The following is a 19279-nucleotide window of genomic DNA, read 5'->3' as shown; positions in this document are numbered from 1 at the left end:
CATCCAGGCGGGCTCTGTTTTTGGCCGCTGTCGACATAGCGGCACGCCCTTTGAGATTTGTGCCGATGGTCCATAAAAACCTACAAGACACATCCCTTCCACAGTGGCCCGAGGCCGCGCAAACCCTGATGGCGCTGATGCATGCCCAGGGTGAAGTGGCGCGCCTGAGCGAACGCGAACAGCTGTTCAGCTCGCTGCTGGTCAGCGTCAACGCCGTGCTTTGGGCATATAACTGGGAAACCCGCCAGGTGCTTTACGTCAGCCCGGCCTATGAACGGATTTTCGGCCGCCCCGCTGGCCTGTTGCTGTCCGACTACAACCACTGGCGCGACAGCGTCTATCCCGACGATCTGGACTACGCCGAGCGCAGCCTCGCGCAGGTGCTGGTCAAAGGCGCCGTTGAAGACCGCGAGTACCGCATCATCGCTGCCGACGGCCAAGTGCGCTGGCTCAGCGACAAGTGTTTCATCAACCGTCAGGCCGAGCCGGGTCAACCGGTGATCATCGTCGGCATTGCCGAAGACATCACCGAAAAAAAGCAGATGGAAGCCCAGCTGCAACATCTGGCCAGCACCGACGTGTTAACCCAAAGCAGCAATCGCCGACACTTCTTCGAATGCGCCCATCGCGAATTCGAGCAGGCGCGGTTGAACGGTGCGCCGATGGCGTTCCTGCTGCTGGACATCGATGACTTCAAAGTGGTCAATGACACCTACGGCCATCAGGAAGGCGACAAGGTGCTGCAACGCATCGCCGAGAGCGGTCGCGCGGCCCTGCGGCGTGGTGATCTGTTCGGACGGATCGGCGGTGAAGAATTCGCGGCGGTGTTTCCCGGCTGCGCACCGGACATGGCCATGCAAGTGGCCGAGCGCCTGCAACGGGAAATTCAGCGGTTAAGCTTCAGCCATGACGACCAGACCTTCGGCATCACCGTCAGCCAGGGCCTGAGCAGCCTCACACACGAGGATGAAAGCATCGACAGCCTGTTCGCCCGTGCCGATGCGGCGATGTACCAGGCCAAGCGCCAGGGCAAGAACCGCATCATTTCTGGCTGATTTTTTTGTAGGAGCGAGGCTTACCCGCGAAGGGGTCACCGCGGTTTTACTGACCCACCGTGGTGACTTCTTCGCGGGCAAGCCTCGCTCCTACAGGTTTTGCGTGAAGCTTATTTTTTACGCAAACGCATCAGCTCCGGCAATCCGATCTTGAGCAATCGCGCTGTGCGGCTCTTGGCCAGTGCCTCGATCCCCTCATGCTCGGTCAGGCGCGCCAGTTGCGCGGCCATGTTCATCACCAGCGCTTCGCGGGAGTAAACCCCGCCACCGAACTGGTAAACCGCCGCAATCAGCTCCCGCAGCTCCAAGGGCAGCCGCCAGCGGGTCCGTAGCGCCGAACCATAGGCCGCGCCGAACTCGGTCAATGCATCGCCGACTTCCTGCCATTCATCCAGCTCACCGCCAGCTTCCTTCCACTCCTGCAAACAACGCAGCAACGCCAGGTCGCCGAGGCAATGCAGCATGCCTGCGCAATAACAGCGCGCCTGATCCAGATCCAGCAAACGCGCCAGTGTCCGGGCGTATTCGGCGGTGTGCAGCGACAACTGCCAATAACGCTCGGCATAGTCCGCCAGCTGCGGATCACTGAGCCGGGCACTGCGTTTGAGAGCGAGCCCCAGAATCAGGTTCATGCTTTGCCCGGTGCCCAAGCGGTGCAGCGCCTGGGCCAGGGTTTGCACAGCGACGCCATGATGCTGGGCTGCGCTGTTGGCGGCAGCGATCAGGACAGCGGTAATTTGCGGATCAGTGCGGATTTCGTCTTCCAGCCGCGTCAGATCGAGGCCATCGGGATTGAGGCTACGTTTGATCGTCACCTGCACATCGGTCATCAACGGCGCACCCTCCGCCAGTTCGCGACGTCGCTCCAGGTACACCGACAAGGTCATGCCTGGCGCCAATGACGGCGCCTCACAGGACACCTCTTCGCCGGCGTTCAGCAACAAATCCTGCAGGCGCTGGGTCAGGCTTTCGATGTTCAAGGGTTTGGTCAGGTACGCCGTGGGCGCCAGGGGCAAGACTTCGCGCACGCTGGCGCTGTCGTTGCGGCTGCTCATCAGAATGAAGGGCAGCGGCGGATTACGCTTACGCTGCCGGACGCTGCGCAGAACATTCAGGCCATCAACGCCAGGCAACTCCCAGTCGACGATCACCAGGTCATAAGGGTTTTCCGCCAACAGCTGCAAGGTTTCCTGGCCATCGGCACACAGGTCCAGCCGCGCGTCACAGCGCACATTCAACAACACCTGCTTGAGCAGGTCGCGGGACCAGGGGTCGGCCTCGGCAATCAGCACACGCGGCACAGCGGGTAACACCACAGCAGTCATCGCACACTCCAACGGCAATGCTTGCACCTTAGTCAATGATGGCCATTCGATACAGCTCAATTGCCGCCGATCTTTTCAAGCAGATACAAAAAAACCCGCCGAAGCGGGTTTTTTGTCGATCAGGTCACAAATCAATCAGAGCTCAGAGAAGCACTCTTCGATGATCGCCAGACCTTTGTCCAGTTGCTCGTCCGGCGAGGTCAGCGGTACCAGTACGCGCAGAACGTTGCCGTAGGTGCCGCACGACAGCAGGATCAGACCCTTGTCGCGCGCCTTGGCCACAACCGATGCCACAGCAGCAGCGTTCGGCTTGTGGCTGTCGCCGTCGACGAACAGCTCGACCGCGATCATCGCGCCCAAAGCACGTACTTCGCCGATGACCGGGTATTTGGCCTGGATGGCTTTCAGGCCAGTTACCAGACGCTCGCCAACCGCTTTGCAGCGATCCAGCAGGTGCTCTTCTTCGAACACTTCCATCACGGCCAGGGCCGCGGCGCAAGCGATCGGGCTACCGGCGTAAGTACCGCCCAGGCCGCCTGGAGCGATGGCGTCCATGTATTCGGCCTTGCCGCACACACCGGCCAGCGGGAAACCGCCAGCGATGGATTTGGCGAAGGTGGTCAGGTCGGCAGCAACGCCCATCTGCTCCATGGCGAAGAAAGTGCCGGTACGGCCAGCGCCAGTCTGTACTTCGTCAGCGATCAACAGAATGCCGTGCTGGTCGCACAAAGCGCGCAGACGCTTCATGAACTCTTTAGGCGCGACGTAGAAACCACCTTCGCCCTGAACCGGCTCGATGATGATGGCAGCGATGTCACGCGGCTCGGCGTCGTTCTTGAAGATGCGTTCGATGCTGGCGATCGAATCGTCGATGCTCACACCGTGCAATTCGTTCGGGTACAGCGCGCGGAAGATGCCGCCTGGCATCAGGCCCATGCCGGCCGAGTAAGGCACGACTTTACCGGTCAGGCCCAAGGTCATCATGGTGCGACCGTGGTAAGCGCCGGTGAACGCGATCACGCCGGCACGGCCAGTGGCGGCGCGGGCGATCTTGATGGAGTTTTCCACGGCTTCGGAGCCGGTGGTCACCAGCAGGGTTTTCTTGGCGAAATCACCCGGCACCTTGGCGTTGATTTTTTCGCACACTTCCACGTACGGCTCGTACGCCAGAACCTGGAAGCAAGTGTGGGTCAGCTTATTCAGCTGCTCGGTCACGGCGGCGATGATTTTCGGGTGCACGTGACCGGTGTTCAGCACGGCGATACCGCCGGCGAAGTCGATGAACTCGCGACCTTCAACGTCGGTCACGGTAGCGTTCTTCGCGGACTCGGCGAAGATCGGGTGAATCTGGCCAACACCGCGCGGTACAGCGGCTTCGCGGCGTTTCATCAGGGATGCGTTAGTCTTGCTCATAGTGTCCTCATTCACCGCTCATCGGGCGGCGTGGTTCAAGGAAAATGCGGCGGGGAGGCAACTACGGCAGCATGCGATGATCGACTGCCACAGCTTTCCCGGCCACAGAGAAAATTCCGTTTGAAGCGCGCAAAGGGACAGCGCTCTCGTGCCCTTTGCGCTTGAAGCAATGCCTTGCCTTAGATGCCCAGGCAGAGGTATTTGATTTCCAGGTAATCTTCGATGCCGTACTTGGAGCCTTCACGGCCCAGGCCCGACGCCTTGATGCCGCCGAACGGCGCGACTTCGTTGGAGATCAACCCGGTGTTGACGCCGACCATGCCGTATTCCAGGGCTTCAGCCACACGGAACACACGGCCCAGGTCGCGAGCATAGAAGTACGAGGCCAGACCGAACTCGGTGTCGTTGGACATCGCGATCACGTCAGCTTCATCTTTGAAGCGGAACAGTGGCGCCAATGGGCCGAAGGTTTCTTCCTTGGCCACGGCAGCGTTATTCGGCACGTTGGTCAGAATGGTCGGCTCGAAGAAGTTGCCTTGCATGCTCTTGCCGCCCGCCAGCACGGTGGCGCCTTTACCGACGGCATCAGCAATGTGCTCTTGCACCTTGGCCACGGCTTTTTCGTCGATCAGCGGGCCAGTGGTGGTGCCGTCTTCCAGACCGTTGCCGATCTTGAGTTTGGCCACGGCCACTTTCAGTTTTTCGGCGAACGCGTCGTACACCGAATCCTGAATGTACAGACGGTTGGCGCAGACGCAGGTCTGGCCATTGTTGCGGTACTTGGAAATGATCGCGCCTTCGACGGCCTTATCCAGGTCCGCGTCGTCGAACACGATGAACGGCGCGTTGCCGCCCAATTCCAGAGAGACTTTCTTGATGTCTTTGGCGCACTCGGTCATCAACTGACGGCCGATTTCGGTCGAACCGGTGAAGGACAATTTGCGCACGATCGGGTTGCCGGTCAGCTCGCTGCCGATATCGCCAGCACTGCCGGTCACCACACTGAACACACCGTTCGGAATACCGGCACGTTGAGCCAGTTCAGCCAGGGCGAATGCAGAGAACGGAGTTTGCGAAGCCGGCTTGAGCACCATGGTGCAACCGGCGGCCAGGGCCGGGCCGGCTTTACGGGTGATCATCGCGGCCGGGAAGTTCCACGGAGTAATCGCAGCGGTCACGCCGATCGGCTGCTTGATCACGATCAGGCGCTTGTCTGGCTGGTGACCCGGAATCACGTCACCGTAGATGCGCTTGGCTTCTTCAGCGAACCACTCGATAAAGGAAGCGGCGTAAACGATCTCGCCCTTGGCTTCAGCCAATGGCTTGCCCTGCTCCAGAGTCATCAGGCGAGCCAGGTCGTCCTGGTTCTCGATGATCAGCTCGAACCAGCGACGCAGCTTGTTCGCCCGCTCCTTGGCGGTCAGGCCACGCCAGGCCGGCAGCGCTCTGTCAGCGGCTTCGATCGCACGGCGGGTTTCGGCAGCGCCCATTTTCGGCACAGTGCCCAGAATTTCGCCCGTTGCCGGGTTATTGACCTTGATCGTCTGACCGTTGTCCGCATCAACCCAAGCGCCATCGATAAAGGCTTGCTGGCGGAACAACTGGGTGTCTTTAAGCTGCATGTCGGCTTTCCTTAACAGCACCGCGCGAGGCGGAGCGAATTATGATTGTAGAAAGGCGCCTTATAGGCTGCCGTCAGGGAAATCATTCACCGGGCTGAAGCACATAAATAGCGCACAAATCGAACTCGTGCGGTTCAGCACCCAGACAAGAGCGTTTGAAATCTCAAACGAATCCTAGGATCAAAGGGGGTAAAGGACAATAGGCTGTTCGAAAAAAAGAACGAAAACGCCGCATTTGCCTATTTTTTCTGATCAGCGTAGCAAACGCAGGTTACGCTTTTGAAAAAGGCAGACGATTCAGCAGCATGGACGCCCGCAGCGCATATGAGTATCATGGCGCCCGCATCGCACCAGTAGCTCAGCTGGATAGAGTACTGCCCTCCGAAGGCAGGGGTCGTGGGTTCGAATCCCGCCTGGTGCACCATAATGTAGAAGTGAGAAAGCCTCAGGTCTTAGGGTCTGGGGCTTTTTTGTGGGTGTCTCGTCCTGAATAAGGTTTACACCTTCTGGCTTCTTTCAGGAAGGTGCAATGGCAGTGGTCAGGCATGCACCTCACGATCAAGAACGTCAGCTACCCACTGATTGATACTCTTGTGGGCTAACTGCGCTTTTACGGCGACGGTTGCGTGGAGTGCCGGCGCTAAACGCAGACTGAGATTGCCAGAATAGGGCTTCTGCGGCGCACGTCCGAGCTTGGCGCAAGTATCCAGATAATCAGTGACGGCCTCTTCGAATGCATTTCGAAGCTCCTGTACCGACTCGCCATGAAACCCAACGACATCTCTAATACCAGCAATATGGCCGACAAACAGGCCATCTTCCTCGCTGTATTCAATTCGGGCGGCATAGCCTTTGTAATTCATTACGTTCATGGGGTGACTCCTGCTTGTTCAAGGAAAGCCCGAGCATCACGAACCTGGTAGGGCTTTGCTTCTTTGTCCGGGTGTGGTCGGTGAAAGGTGGCAACCACACCGTTCAGCTCAAAGCGTACCCGGGACCCATTGCCTTCAATGGTCTTGGCACCAGCGGCGCCGAATAAAGACTCGATACGGGCCCACTCCAGCGTGGCTGGGGTCGGCCTTGAGAATATTGCTTTCAGGGTGCTGAGCTGTTTGTTATTCATGGTATGAAATTATGATACCAGGCAAAAGAAAGCAACCGCGAATCCTTATCTATCTGGGCCTGGACGGATGAGGATTGACCAAGACTGGCAGAAACTCGACTGGTAGGGCGGAAAAATCCAGGCAATAAAAAACCCCTGAGCAGTCTCAGCACCGAAGCGCATCAACCGACAGGGGCCGTGTTGTGGGTGATCGTAAGGGTTGAGGACTTCTCGTCAACTGCCGGTAGGCACTGGTGACCCAGTCAAGGCAGAGGCAACCGTCAAGGAAAACTTGACGGTTCGAATCGCTGACTCGTTTCAGGTCAGCCGCGTGCGGATGAACCAGTCGCTGCCGATGCTCATCGCCTTACCCCACAACATTTTCTGGGTAGTTCTTGGGTAGTTTCTTGGGCGGTTTCTTGGGTAGTTTCTTGGGTAGTCAGCGGCGCTGCTGCTACCGCCCCCTACACCTGTTGCGCAAAACACGCCTAGATGGACTCAAGGTCAAACAGCATTTATCAATGACAAAAAACCGCCAAAGCGGTTTTTTCATTCTGTCGTCCAGTCAAACTCGTCGTACTCATCATCGTCTTCTTCATCCTCGATCAACTCATCATCAAGAACGTCATCCTCAAGCGCTTCTTCTTGCTGCTTCGCCAGAAGAAACTCCTTACGACTCTCAGTCACTGCTCGCCGTAATTCCTCACCCTTCACCGGGCAGTTGAGCATTTGGGCGATGCGGTCGATTTTTTTTGCCACGGCATCCTCCAACGCATCGGCTATAGGCCGATAGTGCGCGCTTTCGGGTGTCGATGCCAAATTTGCCGACCGCTGTTCACCTCATTTTTTCTGCAAGTCCTTGAGTCGGGCCGTGAGGTTTTCCTTGGGGAAGCGCTTGTGCAATGTCGTCAGCAGCGCCTCGGCGGCTTGTGTCTGACCGGTCTCTTGCAGGCGTATCACTTCACGTAATTGATCATCCAATGACTTGGCCGGCGCGGCTAAGCGTTTGCTGATTTTTGCTTCGTCAGCCATTTCGCTGTTGATCGACTCACGCTGCAACGGTGCCGAGAACTCCGCCATGGGCGCGGCAGGTGCCGGAGCGGATATAGCGCCGGCCGGTTCATCCTGGGAGCGGGCAGCGGCTTCCGGTTTGGCAAGCGGTGCGGACGCTTTTGGCGCAGGAACAAAGTCATAACTCGGCAGTTGTTCCGGGGTGCGCTGCACCAGTGCAAGCATCAGCGCGACGCCAACGAGGCTGGCGAATGCAACCTGCCAACGGGGTTGCTGGCAAGCGCGGAGCCAGCGCTGCCACAGGTTCGGCTTCGGTGTTGGGGCTTCGCGATGGGCCGTTGCGAGGATGAAGGCGTCGAGATGCGCCGGTGGTTCGCCGCTGCTGTGATCGCGAAAATGCTTGAGCACTTCATCGTCGGGCGATGGCGGTGTTTGTCGGGCGTCAGTCATGTCAGTACCTCCTCGGCCAGCAGCCGACGCAGTTTTTGCTGGGCGTAGCGCAAGCGGCTTTTAACGGTTTCCAGCGGGGTTTCGGTGAGGATGGCGATCTGCGGCAGGTCGAGGTCGCCGTGGGCGCGCAGCAGGAACACTTCGCGCTGGTCGGCGGGCAAGGTTTGCAGGGCGGCTTCGAGGCGTTGACCGTCGCGGCTCAGGCTCAGCAGTTGTTCGGGGTCGGCCGCGTCATCAATCAGGGCATGGGTTTGTTCGTCATAACTGTCGTGCAACGGGTTGTGGATGCCGTGTTTGCGCCAGTGATCGATCAGTCGGTTGCGGGCAATCTGGTAGAGCCAGGTACGAAAATTCGCCCGGCCTTGTGGCTGACTGGTGCTGCGGATCAGGCTCAGCCAGGTTTCCTGGTACACCTCTTCGGCCAGTTCGGGCTTGCCGCTGAGGCCGAGGAGGAATCGATAAAGGCCCTGACGGTGGCGGGCGTACAAAACTTCGAACGCCGGCCCGTCGCCCGAGCGATAACGCGCCAGCAGCGATTCATCGCTGCTGGCGGTTGAGCTGATTTCAGGATCGGACATGTCAGTGCTGGCCTCTTTCACTCTATCCGGTTGTCGTTGGGCTGTTGATTCGAGGCGGTCGGGGTTCGCAGGCTCTGCGCCAATTCCACCAATTGCACGAATTCACCGCGCAGGCCGAATTGATCATCGCCTCGTGCGCCACGGGCCAGGGCTTCGGTGTCCTTCAGGCTGAACTCACCGGTATAACGCCCGTCCTTGAGCTGCTGGGAAAATGCGGCGACGGCAGCGGCGAATCTCAGATCATCACTGGCGGCCGAGAGTTTGCCGGCCTCACCACTCAGGATTGGCCGCTCGATCAAGCGACTATTCCCACCTTCCGGCAACTGATAACGCACTCGCAGCATCGCCATTTCCCCGTTTTTTGCGGATACATCGGCCCCAGGATTGCCATAGCGCAGCGGTTCCAGCCAGCCCTTCTCGCCCTTGGGGACAATTTCATACAACGCGGTCACCGTATGTCCTGCGCCGATTTCTCCGGCATCGATTTTGTCGTTGCTGAAATCCTCGCGTTTCAAGGCGCGATTCTCATAACCCAACAGCCGATATTCGCTGACCTGCGCCGGGTTGAACTCCACCTGCAGTTTCACGTTTTTCGCCACCACCGCCAAAGTCGAACCGAGCTGATCCACCAGCACTTTGCGTGCCTCGCGCAGGTTGTCGATGTAGGCGTAGTTACCGTCGCCAGCGTCGGCCAGTTGTTCCATCAGGTGTTCATTGTAGTTATCCACACCAAAACCCAGGGTGGTCAGAGACACGCCGGTCTTGCGTTTATCCACAGCCATTTGCTTGAGGCTGTCAAAGTCGCTGATGCCAACGTTGAAGTCACCATCGGTGGCCAGCAGGATGCGGTTGATGCCTTTGGGGATAAACGCTTGTTGGGCCATTTGATAAGCCAGTTCGATACCCGATGCTCCGGCGGTCGAGCCGCCCGCAGTCAATTGATCGATGGCGGTACGAATTTTCGCTTTTTCCCGTCCGGAAGTCGGCTCCAGCACCACGCGAGATTCTCCGGCATACACCACCAGTGAAACCCTGTCCTGCTCGCGCAGTTGATCGACCAGCAATTTCAGGGTGCTTTTGACCAGCGGCAAACCTTCGCGGCGATCCATGGAGCCGGACACGTCCACCAGAAACACCAGGTTCGCCGGGGCCAGTTCCGCCACCGCATGATCGGATGCCTTGATGCCGATGCGCAGCAATCGGGTATGCGGGTTCCATGGCGACGGCGCCAGCTCGGTGGTCACGCCGAACGGCGAGCCATCGGTGGGCAAGGCGTAGTCGTAGGGGAAGTAATTGACCATTTCTTCCAGGCGCACCGCCCCATCGGGAGGCAAACGCCCCTGATTGAGCAAGCGCCGCACGTTGGCGTAAGCACCGGTGTCGACATCGGCACTGAAGGTCGAGACCGGTGCTTCGGCCACGCTGTGGATCGGGTTATCGGCCAGCGCCTGATATTGCTCCCGCTGCTCATCCCGATAGCCCTGTGGATAAGCTTCACCGGCCGGCATGGGCGCGAAAGCGACCGACGGTGCCGGTCGCGCGCTGCGCTTGGCCATCGCGGTATCTGCCATGACCGCCTCGCTACGCACCAACGCTTCAGTTTTCAGCGCACCTTGAACCGGTGGCGCGACCACTGCCGGAATGTTCGTCTCAGAGTCTGGCGTGGATGAAGCGCCGCAACCGGCAACGGCCAGCAGCAACCCGGCGGCGAAACCCTGGGCGGCCGGGCGGAGGTAGTGCAGAGGGAGGGACATGGGGGCTGACCTCAGGAGGAAATTGACTCATTCATCCTCTGAGACGGACAGCCCGGCAGGTTCGGGTTAATCGCCGGAAAAAATCTTCAGCGGTGATAACGCCGCACCACGCTGCTGTTTTTCAGCACATGGCCTTTGATTTGTTCCATCAGCTGCGCGCGGGTCAGGCCGGCAGGCAAGGCATCTGGCGCCAGGTCCAGGGCGTAGAGCTGAATGAGGTAGTGATGGGAGCTGTCGCCGACGGGCGGGCAAGGGCCGATGTAACCGGTGGTGCCTTTGCTGTTGCTGCCGCTTACGCCTTCAAGGGCGGATTTGGCGCCGACGCCGGCCGGAATCTGATGTGTGGTGGCCTTGATCCCGTAATGAATCCAGTGATCGACACCCAGGCCTTTCTGGCCGTCCGGGTCGTGCATGACGATGGCGTAACTGAGGGTGCCCGCAGGGCCGGCGTTCCAGCTCAAGGCCGGGGACTGGTTCTTGCCGCCGCAACCGCTGGCATCGCTGGCCGCCGCCGACGTGAACAGACGATTGTCCGAAACGCCGGGAATGCTGAGGGTGAAACGCTCCTGGGCCTGCGCCGGAAACTGCACGCAAAGGGCGACTGCAACGGCCGCCAGCCAAGGGTTCAAAAAGGTCAATCGGGTCATACCGGAGCACCTTGTGCGGGTGAGGCCGTCGTCGGCTGGCAAACTATAGCCGGACCGTTCGTGCGCTGGCAGCAGGAATTGGCTGAACCTCGGAATAAGCGCCAAACTCCTAAGTGAAACACTTGCCAGGAGATCGATCATGGCCCTGCATCGCGTTGCCCGTTTCGCCGATGTGCCCCAAGACCGTGGCCTTGAAGTCCGGATCGATAAGACGAAAATCGTCTTGCTGCGGCTCGGCGATCAATTGCGCGCCTATCAGGGCAAATGTCCCCACGCCGGGGCTCCCTTGGCCAAAGGTGCTCTGTGTGAGGGGCGGCTGATCTGCCCGTGGCACAAGGCAGCGTACCGGCTCGAAGACGGCGCGTTATGCGAGCCACCGTCCCTGGACAGTCTGCGACGCTACCCGCTTGAAATCCGCGACGATGAGGTCTGGGTCGATGACCAGCCGATGCCCACCGCGAGCACCCCACCGGCGGACGATAAGCGAACCTTTGTGATCATCGGTGCCGGTGGTGCAGGTACGGCTTGTGCGGCGGCGCTGCGGGAGAAAGGTTTCGGCGGCCGGGTGGTGTTGATCGACCGCGAGCCCGAGGCCGGTTACGACCGTACTGTGTTGAGCAAATTTGTGATTGCAGGCGAGATGCCGCCAGATGAAGTCCCGCCTCTGCGCGATGAAAGTTTTTATCGCGAACAACGCATTGAACAGATAAACAGCGATGTGATGGGACTGGATGCAGAGAACCGGACTCTGCGCCTGGCCGATGGTCAATCGTTGAGCTATGACGCCGCCGTGATTGCCACCGGCGGCATACCCAAAACCCTGTCGCTGCCTGGCGCCGATCTGCCGCAGGTATTCGTGCTGCGCTCGAAGGCGCAGGCGCAGCGGATTCTTTCAGTCGCAAAACCTGGTCAACGGGCAGTGATCGTTGGCGACAGTTTCATCGCTCTGGAGTCCGCCTCTTCCCTGCGTCAGTACGGCCTGGAGGTCACCGTCCTGGCCCGCCATGCCATCCCGTTCGAGGCGCACTTCGGCGACGCCGTCGGCAAGGCAATTCGTGCCCTGCACGAGGCCAACGGGGTGGTGTTTCATACGGATGGCGAAGCCGCGCAGATCGAAGGCACAGGCAAAGTCGAAGCGGTGCTGCTGGACAACGGACAGCGCTTGCCCGCGGACCTGGTGTTGGTCGGCATTGGCGTCACCCCGGCAACGGCCCCGTTTGCCGATCTGCCAAAAGAAAAAGACCAGTCATTGAAGGTCGACGGCGGGATGCGCGTGACCGACGGGCTCTGGGCCGTTGGCGACATTGCGACCTTCCCGCTCAACGGCCAGCCCCAACGGATCGAGCACTGGCGCCTGGCCCAGCAACAGGCGCGGATTGCGGCGGCGAATATGCTCGGCGGCGATGAGCGCTACCTCGATGTACCGTATTTCTGGACCTGGCACTTCGGCAAAAACTACGACTACCTCGGTCACGCCCAGGCTTGGGACGAGGTCGAGTTCAAGGGTGACCCTGACCATCCACCGTTTATCGGCCTGTTCGGCAAAAACGGCGTGGTGGCGGCGGCCGTTGCCTGCGATGAAGAGCGGGCGATGGCGATGCTTGCTGAACGGATGAAGCAGCCGCTGTCGGTGGATGAGGCCTGGCGGCTGATCAGGGACATAAATTGACGGCTGTTTTCCCCCGCCGACCACCGTAAAACTCTATGGCGAGGCGCAAACCTGTGGCGAGGGAGCTTGCTCCCGTTCGTCTGCGCAGCAGACGCAAAATCTCTGATCTACCAAAGATCTTGTGAGCGCTACGCACTCAAACGGGAGCAAGCTCCCTCGCCACAGGGGAATGCAAGCTAGACCCGGCTCATTGGCTCGCGGTTATCGTCATCTTCGGCTGGCAGGCGGATTACCAGCGGATGCTCCAGCGGCGCCAAAGGCGACGGTAGGTCAGCCGGGGCGACCGGGATGAAGTGCGTAACGACGTGGCTGACATCGCCATCCTGATCGTTATGAATGGTCATCGAACCCGGCGTGCGCAGTTTCGCCAATCGGTCGCCGGTCAGCTTGAAGCTTTTGCTGAGCCCCTGATCATCCACCACCGGCGCCGGCAAACGGCGCTGGGCGAAGCTCTTGCTTTTGCGCTGTTGATAACGCGCCCATGTGATCAGGATCACCGCGTTCAACAACGCCACCCACAGGTAAATCTGCAACGTGCCGAGGGCGTCGAAAAACGACGCATCGATGCGCGGGCCGTCATGGGTATCGATCAACGGCCACAACCCCCGCACCAGTAAATACAGCAGACCGATCCAGGCCAGCACGGTTAAGAAGACATCGATCACGACCAGAAAGGGCCGCTGCCGGGTTCTGATGATTTTCATTTGATGACTTCCTCTTCATCGTCATTCAGCGGCTTGATGCCCCGGTCCGGACTGACCCAACGCGCGCGCTTCTGATGTTGACCGAACAGCACTTTCGGGAAGCTGACCAGGGTGGTAAGCAGGCTGATGAACCAGAACACCAGCGGATACCAGACCACCCAGAACATGGTCTTGCCGAGGCCCTTTTCGTAACGGCGATCGATCAGGATGCTGACGGCGAATTGCACCAGGCAGACCACCGCCAGCAGCAGCCCGGTAAACGCCGGTGGCAGCAGGTGATCAACGGCAATGGCGGGCGGCATCTCGATGAATTTGCCAACGCCCCAGAAAATCACCGACAGCAGAAAGGTGAAGGCCCAGCCGGTGGAGAGGCAGTATTCGAACAGCAGCGGCCAGAGGTAACGATGGCGGTATTGCCAGATGCCACGGATGTTTTTGAACAGCACCTCGGCGCCGCCCTGGGCCCAACGCAGACGCTGTTTCCACAGGCCGCCGAGGGTTTCCGGCATGAGGATCCAGCACAACGCGCGGGGCTCATAGAAAATGCTCCAGTGATCCAGTTGCAGCTTCCAACTGATGTCGATGTCTTCGGTGATCATGTCCGGGCTCCAGTAGCCGACCCGGTTCAGCGCCGTGCGACGGAAGGCGACGATCACTCCGGAGACGGTAAAGATCCGCCCGAACACCCGTTGGGTGCGCTTGATCAGGCCGATGATCGACGAGAACTCGCCGACCTGCACGCGGCCGATCAAGGTCGAACGGGTGCGGATTCGCGGGTTGCCGGTGACGGCGCCGAGGCGCGCGTTATCGAGCATCGGCGCCACCAGATACGCCGCGGTGTTCGGCGCCAGCAATGCGTCGCCGTCGATGCACACCAGATACTCGCTGCGCGCCGCAATGGCGCCCATGCGCAGGGCCACGGCCTTGCCCTGGTTCTCCGCCAGGTGCAGCACCCGCAGACGCGGATCCTGCGCCGCCAGTGCATCGAGCACCGCGGCGGTGTTGTCCTTGGAGCCGTCGTTGATCGCAATCACTTCGATGTTCGGGTAATGCTGGGCCAGTGCCGCGTGGATGGTATCGGCCGCGTTGTCGCCTTCGTTGTAGCAAGGGATCAGGATCGAGATCAGCGGTTCGCCGGCCAGCGCTGGCGGCAACGTATCGTCCTGCCACGGCCAGTGCCGCTCCCAGTGCAGCCAGAAATACAGGCCGCCGGCGATCCACAACCCCGACATGAACAGTGGATAAAAGAACACGAAGTCCATCAGGAATTGCCCGGTGAGCAGAAAGATCAGCCCGAGGGGAACCCCAAGGACGATCGCCAGAACCAGCAGGGCTAAAAGTCTGTCCAGCATGTTATGGATTCCACTTGTTGGAGAGCGCGGGCCGCACGGTTTTCAGCTCCGGCTGGTTCTCGAGGAAGTTGTCCGGGTAGTAGCCAAAACTGGTGGCGCCCTGACGCTTGAGGCGGCCCATCCACTCAGCCAACTGTTCGCCGTCGATGTCGGCGTCGGTTTTTTTCGTCCAGTCACGGGCCTGCAATTCGAACACCGTGCGCTCGAGTGCGCCGGGGCGCGATTTCACCGTTGCCACCAGCGTTTCGAGCCAAGGGCCGGATTGTTGGCGGCTCTGTTTTTCCATGAGTGGCATGGCCATCGGCGCCGTCCAGTCGTAGGCGCCCAGGAAGTCGTCGAGGTTCTGCGCGAACCAGGCTTCGCTCTCGGGGTTGAGCATCGGCTCGGCGAAAATATTGCGCGCCGTTTTCACTTGCGGGCCACGAATGGCGCGAACCTTGGCGGTCAGTTCGTGAGTGAAATCGATCAGGTAGCGGCTCTTGAACCGCGTCCAGCGCTGCAAGGTGGCCGGATCGTCACGCAGGGCGGCAATCGAACCCGGCAGACCGTTGGCGGCATAAACCTTCAGGGCTTCAGGGCCGGCATCTTCGAAGTCCGACAGCACCGCGTCATCGTGATAGAGGATGCCGTCGACCGAGGTCAGACGCGCCAAATCTTCGTAGATTTCACCGATGATGCGCCGCACGTTCGGGTCGAATGGCGACAAGCGCTTGTACTGGTCCGGATCGATCGAGCTGATGCCGGTTTTTGGGTCCCAACGAGTGACCCGTGGCAGCTTCGAATCCAGGGCAAAACTCAGCACCGGCATCCAGGCATAGACTTTGACCTGAGCCCGAGTGCGCAACTGCCAGGCCACGCGATCGAAGATATCGGCGCGCATCGGCAAGTGCCGGTTAGGAAAGTACAGCGAGTGCACCAGGCCATCGCCCGCAGGGTCGGCGAAGGCTTGCAGGAACACCGTGTTGGCGCCCATGTCGGCCATGCGCTGGATCAATTTGCCGAGGTTGATTTCCTGTTGGGCCGGGTCTGGATCGTAGACGTTGTCCAGGTCCACATGCACCACGCGCATCGGCGATTCGGCCTGCACCGAAACGATGCTGTTGGCGAAGTGTTCGCCATCCGGGTCCGAGGCCACCAAAAAGCGCGGACTGCTCATCAGGTTGTCGAGGGCATCGAGACCATCTTCCAGCGTCAGGGCCATCTGATAACCCTGCTCGTTGACCACGTGCAACGAGGTGCCGTCCGCCGCGCCATAGGGCCAGACCCAGACACGCGGTTTGTAACCGGTGACCTTGCGGATCTTCTCCGAGATGGCCGCCACATCGGCGCGCATCCGGGCCTGGAATTGGGCTTCGGTTTCATAGCGACCGGTAGCCGCGTCATAGTGCCGGGTCGCGGCCGCCGGTTGCAGGTTGCCTTGCGGGTTGGCCAACACGCCTTTGTGGCTGGCGTCGGTGTGGGCGGCGATTTCCACCAGGCCGGATCGGGAAATCTCGCGGATCTGCTCCCAGGTCAGGAAGTCCGAACGCTTGCGCGGTGTACCGGCGAAATCCACCGGCTGGTTCAGCGGCGTATCGATCCACACCCCGACCGGCGCCAGCAAGGCGGGCCAGTTATAGGCGCGCAGCACCGGCAACACGCGGGTGTAGAAGCTCGAATAGCCATCGTCGAAACTCAGCATGATCGCCCGTGGCGGCAGCTCGGGGCCGCCGTTGCGAACAGCCATGATCTGGTCGACGGTGACCGGTTTGTAGTTGTTCTCCCGCAGCCACGCCAGTTGCTCGAGCAGACGCTCGGTGCGCACGGCCACCACCGCCTGATCGGGGTCACGGTCTTCGACATCGTGGTAAGCGATTCCGAGTACATGGTTTTTCGGCCACGGCTTTTCATTGGCCGACACCGGGCGTTCGGACGGCGGTGCGAAGGCCGGGGCTTGCTGGGCGCAGGCGCTGATCAACAGCGCTCCCAGCAAAAGGATGAAACGCGAAATAAAAGGCATCTTCAAACTCTTCTAGAAGCGGTAAGTGAGGTCGACGAGCAGGCGCAGATCGGTTTCGCGGTCGCCGTCATAAGGCCGGTTGATCACGCTCAGCAGGCCGCCCACCTCGAATACGTCGTTCCAGCTGTAGCGCTGGCCGTAACCCAACAGGCCGACGCCGCCGGTCCCGTGATCGCGCTGGCTATAGGTGCCCGCGCCGGCCTGGAACTGCTGGCTCCAGGAGGTTTCGTAGCGGTGGTAGAGCACGTGATTGACGTTCACCGTCGGCAGCACGCTGAAGTCGGATTTGGGGTTGAAATACGGCACGTCGTCGGACTTGGAGTTACGGCTGGTGCCGACCTCCAGGCCGAGGTCGACCTGCAACCCCGGCGCGCGGTAAACACCCTCGCGACCGGTGAGCAAGGCTTCGACACGGTTGTTGCCGTCGCTGAAGTGCGAAGGGCTGACCGCCAGCCTCCACTCGCGGCTCTCATTGGCGCGCCAACGGATGAAACCGCTGCCGCCGTTGGCGGTGATGTCGCTGTTCAAGGCCCGCAACGGCGTTTGCGCCGACAGGTATTCGAGGCTGCCGCCGTACTGCCAGTGATCGTCAATGTCTCTGGCAATCGCCAGGCGCGCACCCTGTTTGTCACCGAAGCCATAGGAATGGTTGGAGACTTCCGCCTCCAGGGTCATATCGCGAGTCCGGCGTTCGAGCCCGACGCGCTGAAAACGATGGTGGCCGGTGCCTTCCTGGAAGTCGCCGGTGGCGTAACCGGCACCGGCGAACACGCGCCAGTCTTCATCGATAGGTGGGCTGTACAGCGTGGTTTCGAGGCCGAAATCGCGACTGCCGTTGACCGCCCCGGCGTCGTCGTTGCCCCCGCCATAACTCTTGCCACCGTAGGCCTCCACCCGCAGCTCGGCCATGTCATGGACCGCACGTTGGCGCTGCAAACGCTGAACCTGACGGTTGTCCGGAAAACGCGCGACCACATCGTCGGTCAGCACATCCATCTGCCGCCATTCCTGCAGATCCATGGCGGTGTGACCTTGCGCAACTTCCAGGCCGATGTCCCGCGGCGCCATGCTCTCGGTTTCCTTGAGCTGATTCTCGGCGCGCCGTGGCCAGTCCCGGGCCAGGTACAAGTCGGCCTGGGCCAGACGCAGGCCGAGGTTGCCCGGGGCCTGATCCACCAGCGTCTGCAAACGCTGCTCGCCCGACGGTAGATCAGCGCCGTAGGTGCCGGCCTGGGCAGCGAGTTGCTGCGCGTCCATCCATTCATCGTTGGGATTGCCCACCGGCAAGCCCTTGAGCTCGACCCGTGGCTTCTGGGTCTTGGCCAAGTCTTCAGCGACCTGACGTGCTTCATCGGCCTTATCGCTTTCGAGCAAGGCGTAATAGAGCGCGGTACTGTCTTCCAGACGGTCGCCGACATCGGCATCCGGCGCCACCAGCACCTGACGATACAAATCGGTGGCGATTTCTGGTTGACGCTGGTCCAGATAAGACGACGCCACCCAACGCAAGGCATAGGTCGGAATCTTCACACCTTCGGCGAGCAATTTCTGGTATTCGGCGATCACATCAGCGGTGCGCGCGCGGGCTTTGAGGGCGCCCATGCGATCGATTCGCCAGCGGATGACGTCATCGTGGGCCTGAGGATCCGGCGTCCAGGTCATCAACAACTGGTCGTAATCGGCCAGAGCCCGATCAGCGATCAGATAACGTTCTTTTTCGCTGCGGGTGGCCAGCTCGGCCAGCCGCACGCGTTCTGCGGCCAAGTCACCTTCAAGACGTCGCAGCGTGACCGGATCCAGCAATCCCGGCCGCTGACGCGCCAGGCGCAAGGCCGGTTCCGGCAGGCGGGCGCGTTGCAGGGCAATCACGTATTCCCGAGCGACGTCGGGCTTGCTGCCGGCGCGGACGAAGGCCTGATCGTATTCAAACAACGCGTCGTAGGTGGCACCGGCGCGGGTCAAGGCGTAAGCCAGGGCCAAGCGGCGGGAAGGGTCATCCGGTTTCGCCGCCACCAGCGCCCTGGCGCGGGCAACCGCCTCGTCAGGCTTACCGGCGTCGGCCTGGGTCATCGCCAATCCCAGCTGCAGGTCGGGATTTTGCGGTTCAAGGGCCAAGGCCTTGTTGTACACCTGGGTCGCCGAGTCCCAGCGCTTGAGGTTGCGATAGGCACGCGCAGTAGCGGTCAGGGCCTGAACCGGCAACGCCCGATTGTGCCCCTGGGTTTCATAGACCTGAACCACTTCGGCGTCCAGACCGGCCCAGCTGGCGATCTGCAAGTGATCGCTGATCTGACCGGTGGTGGCCTGGTTGACTGGCACCTGACGCAATACCGTCAGCGCAGGCGTGTAGTTGCCGGCCCGTGCATCGCGAACCATTTGGTCGTAGGGGGTGTCGGCGAACGCCTGCATCGGCCACAACAACTGGCCGCACAGCGCAACGCGAAACAGGGGGCGTAAACCACGATGAATAAAGGGACCAGCAATACACGGCATTCGTCAGCATCCTTACATGGCCAGCCGGGTCGCAATGTCCCCTTGCCCATTCGTAGCGGAAAGCCGGATCGAAAGACCCGGCCAGGCTTTATCGACGCAATTTTG

At 60.5% G+C, this 19279-nt stretch carries 16 protein-coding genes and 1 tRNA gene; 3 read left to right on the top strand and 14 right to left on the bottom strand.

Annotated features, from left to right (window positions below):
- Window positions 1-65: 65 nt before the first annotated feature.
- Complete coding sequence (locus tag KW837_RS14765) at window positions 66-1055, top strand: sensor domain-containing diguanylate cyclase (RefSeq protein WP_218396814.1); 990 nt, start codon at window positions 66-68, stop codon at window positions 1053-1055.
- 110 nt (window positions 1056-1165) lie between these two features.
- On the opposite strand, the gene KW837_RS14760 is transcribed toward KW837_RS14765, so the two are convergent.
- The 3 genes from KW837_RS14760 to gabD all read right to left on the bottom strand — a co-directional run bounded on the left by KW837_RS14760 (window position 1166) and on the right by gabD (window position 5415).
- A complete protein-coding gene (locus tag KW837_RS14760; RefSeq protein WP_218396812.1) occupies window positions 1166-2380 on the bottom strand; it encodes a response regulator in 1215 nt (404 codons plus the stop codon).
- 135 nt (window positions 2381-2515) lie between these two features.
- Entirely contained in the window at window positions 2516-3793 is a 1278-nt protein-coding gene (gene gabT, locus KW837_RS14755; RefSeq protein ID WP_007899625.1) for a 4-aminobutyrate--2-oxoglutarate transaminase, read from the bottom strand.
- Between the two features lie 179 nt (window positions 3794-3972).
- The gene (gene gabD, locus KW837_RS14750; RefSeq protein WP_218396810.1) at window positions 3973-5415 is read right to left on the bottom strand and encodes an NADP-dependent succinate-semialdehyde dehydrogenase; all 1443 of its coding nucleotides are present in this window, start codon (window positions 5413-5415) and stop codon (window positions 3973-3975) included.
- A gap of 347 nt (window positions 5416-5762) precedes the next feature.
- On the opposite strand from gabD, the gene KW837_RS14745 reads away from it, so the two are divergent.
- Window positions 5763-5839: transfer RNA gene (locus tag KW837_RS14745), tRNA-Arg, on the top strand.
- Window positions 5840-5954: 115 nt separating this feature from the next.
- On the opposite strand, the gene KW837_RS14740 is transcribed toward KW837_RS14745, so the two are convergent.
- The 7 genes from KW837_RS14740 to KW837_RS14710 all read right to left on the bottom strand — a co-directional run bounded on the left by KW837_RS14740 (window position 5955) and on the right by KW837_RS14710 (window position 10957).
- The gene (locus KW837_RS14740) at window positions 5955-6287 is read right to left on the bottom strand and encodes a type II toxin-antitoxin system HicB family antitoxin (RefSeq protein ID WP_218396808.1); all 333 of its coding nucleotides are present in this window, start codon (window positions 6285-6287) and stop codon (window positions 5955-5957) included.
- Window positions 6284-6538: a type II toxin-antitoxin system HicA family toxin gene (locus KW837_RS14735; RefSeq protein WP_081235251.1), complete on the bottom strand. Its 255-nt coding sequence runs from the start codon at window positions 6536-6538 to the stop codon at window positions 6284-6286. Before KW837_RS14735 ends, KW837_RS14740 begins: the two co-directional genes overlap by 4 nt.
- 528 nt (window positions 6539-7066) lie before the next feature.
- Window positions 7067-7336, bottom strand: coding sequence for a hypothetical protein (locus KW837_RS14730; RefSeq protein ID WP_256348802.1), 270 nt, complete (start codon window positions 7334-7336; stop codon window positions 7067-7069).
- A 21-nt stretch (window positions 7337-7357) separates the two neighbouring features.
- Window positions 7358-7978 carry a hypothetical protein gene (locus KW837_RS14725; RefSeq protein ID WP_218396803.1) on the bottom strand — a complete coding sequence of 207 codons (621 nt, stop codon included), beginning with the start codon at window positions 7976-7978 and terminating at the stop codon, window positions 7358-7360.
- Entirely contained in the window at window positions 7975-8556 is a 582-nt protein-coding gene (locus KW837_RS14720; RefSeq protein ID WP_218396800.1) for an RNA polymerase sigma factor, read from the bottom strand. Before KW837_RS14720 ends, KW837_RS14725 begins: the two co-directional genes overlap by 4 nt.
- Window positions 8557-8573: 17 nt before the next feature.
- On the bottom strand, window positions 8574-10310 hold the full coding sequence (locus KW837_RS14715; RefSeq protein ID WP_218396798.1) for a VWA domain-containing protein: 1737 nt from the start codon (window positions 10308-10310) through the stop codon (window positions 8574-8576).
- 86 nt (window positions 10311-10396) lie between these two features.
- Window positions 10397-10957: a YbhB/YbcL family Raf kinase inhibitor-like protein gene (locus KW837_RS14710; RefSeq protein WP_218396795.1), complete on the bottom strand. Its 561-nt coding sequence runs from the start codon at window positions 10955-10957 to the stop codon at window positions 10397-10399.
- A 139-nt stretch (window positions 10958-11096) separates the two neighbouring features.
- On the opposite strand from KW837_RS14710, the gene KW837_RS14705 reads away from it, so the two are divergent.
- Complete coding sequence (locus KW837_RS14705) at window positions 11097-12626, top strand: apoptosis inducing factor family protein (RefSeq protein WP_218396792.1); 1530 nt, start codon at window positions 11097-11099, stop codon at window positions 12624-12626.
- Between the two features lie 176 nt (window positions 12627-12802).
- Here the strand turns inward: KW837_RS14705 and pgaD are convergent, their stop codons facing one another.
- Genes pgaD through pgaA form a run of 4 tightly spaced genes read right to left on the bottom strand, consistent with a single transcriptional unit; the run spans window position 12803 to window position 19174 of the window.
- The gene (gene pgaD / locus KW837_RS14700) at window positions 12803-13330 is read right to left on the bottom strand and encodes a poly-beta-1,6-N-acetyl-D-glucosamine biosynthesis protein PgaD (protein ID WP_218396789.1); all 528 of its coding nucleotides are present in this window, start codon (window positions 13328-13330) and stop codon (window positions 12803-12805) included.
- A complete protein-coding gene (gene pgaC, locus KW837_RS14695; protein WP_218396786.1) occupies window positions 13327-14682 on the bottom strand; it encodes a poly-beta-1,6-N-acetyl-D-glucosamine synthase in 1356 nt (451 codons plus the stop codon). The genes pgaD and pgaC overlap by 4 nt, the downstream gene beginning before the upstream one ends.
- A 1-nt stretch (window position 14683) precedes the next feature.
- Window positions 14684-16681 carry a poly-beta-1,6-N-acetyl-D-glucosamine N-deacetylase PgaB gene (gene pgaB / locus KW837_RS14690; protein WP_218396783.1) on the bottom strand — a complete coding sequence of 666 codons (1998 nt, stop codon included), beginning with the start codon at window positions 16679-16681 and terminating at the stop codon, window positions 14684-14686.
- 12 nt (window positions 16682-16693) lie between these two features.
- On the bottom strand, window positions 16694-19174 hold the full coding sequence (gene pgaA, locus KW837_RS14685) for a poly-beta-1,6 N-acetyl-D-glucosamine export porin PgaA (RefSeq protein ID WP_218396779.1): 2481 nt from the start codon (window positions 19172-19174) through the stop codon (window positions 16694-16696).
- Window positions 19175-19279: the final 105 nt, after the last annotated feature.

Source organism: Pseudomonas sp. PDM24 (assembly GCF_019218905.1).
Classification (GTDB): Bacteria; Pseudomonadota; Gammaproteobacteria; order Pseudomonadales; family Pseudomonadaceae; genus Aquipseudomonas.
The sequence above is the reverse complement of the archived record's forward strand: the minus strand, read 5'-3'. Positions and strand labels throughout refer to the sequence as shown.

What these genes read in the sequence shown, in the direction of transcription:
- KW837_RS14715 (WP_218396798.1), bottom strand. Translation starts at nt 10,310, where the DNA reads ATGTCCCTCCCTCTGCACTACCTCCGCCCGGCCGCCCAGGGTTTCGCC.
- KW837_RS14760 (WP_218396812.1), bottom strand. Translation starts at nt 2,380, where the DNA reads ATGACTGCTGTGGTGTTACCCGCTGTGCCGCGTGTGCTGATTGCCGAG.
- pgaD (WP_218396789.1), bottom strand. Translation starts at nt 13,330, where the DNA reads ATGAAAATCATCAGAACCCGGCAGCGGCCCTTTCTGGTCGTGATCGAT.
- KW837_RS14705 (WP_218396792.1), top strand. Translation starts at nt 11,097, where the DNA reads ATGGCCCTGCATCGCGTTGCCCGTTTCGCCGATGTGCCCCAAGACCGT.
- pgaA (WP_218396779.1), bottom strand. Translation starts at nt 19,174, where the DNA reads ATGCCGTGTATTGCTGGTCCCTTTATTCATCGTGGTTTACGCCCCCTG.
- KW837_RS14735 (WP_081235251.1), bottom strand. Translation starts at nt 6,538, where the DNA reads ATGAATAACAAACAGCTCAGCACCCTGAAAGCAATATTCTCAAGGCCG.
- KW837_RS14740 (WP_218396808.1), bottom strand. Translation starts at nt 6,287, where the DNA reads ATGAACGTAATGAATTACAAAGGCTATGCCGCCCGAATTGAATACAGC.
- KW837_RS14710 (WP_218396795.1), bottom strand. Translation starts at nt 10,957, where the DNA reads ATGACCCGATTGACCTTTTTGAACCCTTGGCTGGCGGCCGTTGCAGTC.
- KW837_RS14720 (WP_218396800.1), bottom strand. Translation starts at nt 8,556, where the DNA reads ATGTCCGATCCTGAAATCAGCTCAACCGCCAGCAGCGATGAATCGCTG.
- pgaC (WP_218396786.1), bottom strand. Translation starts at nt 14,682, where the DNA reads ATGCTGGACAGACTTTTAGCCCTGCTGGTTCTGGCGATCGTCCTTGGG.
- gabD (WP_218396810.1), bottom strand. Translation starts at nt 5,415, where the DNA reads ATGCAGCTTAAAGACACCCAGTTGTTCCGCCAGCAAGCCTTTATCGAT.
- gabT (WP_007899625.1), bottom strand. Translation starts at nt 3,793, where the DNA reads ATGAGCAAGACTAACGCATCCCTGATGAAACGCCGCGAAGCCGCTGTA.
- KW837_RS14725 (WP_218396803.1), bottom strand. Translation starts at nt 7,978, where the DNA reads ATGACTGACGCCCGACAAACACCGCCATCGCCCGACGATGAAGTGCTC.
- pgaB (WP_218396783.1), bottom strand. Translation starts at nt 16,681, where the DNA reads ATGCCTTTTATTTCGCGTTTCATCCTTTTGCTGGGAGCGCTGTTGATC.
- KW837_RS14765 (WP_218396814.1), top strand. Translation starts at nt 66, where the DNA reads ATGGTCCATAAAAACCTACAAGACACATCCCTTCCACAGTGGCCCGAG.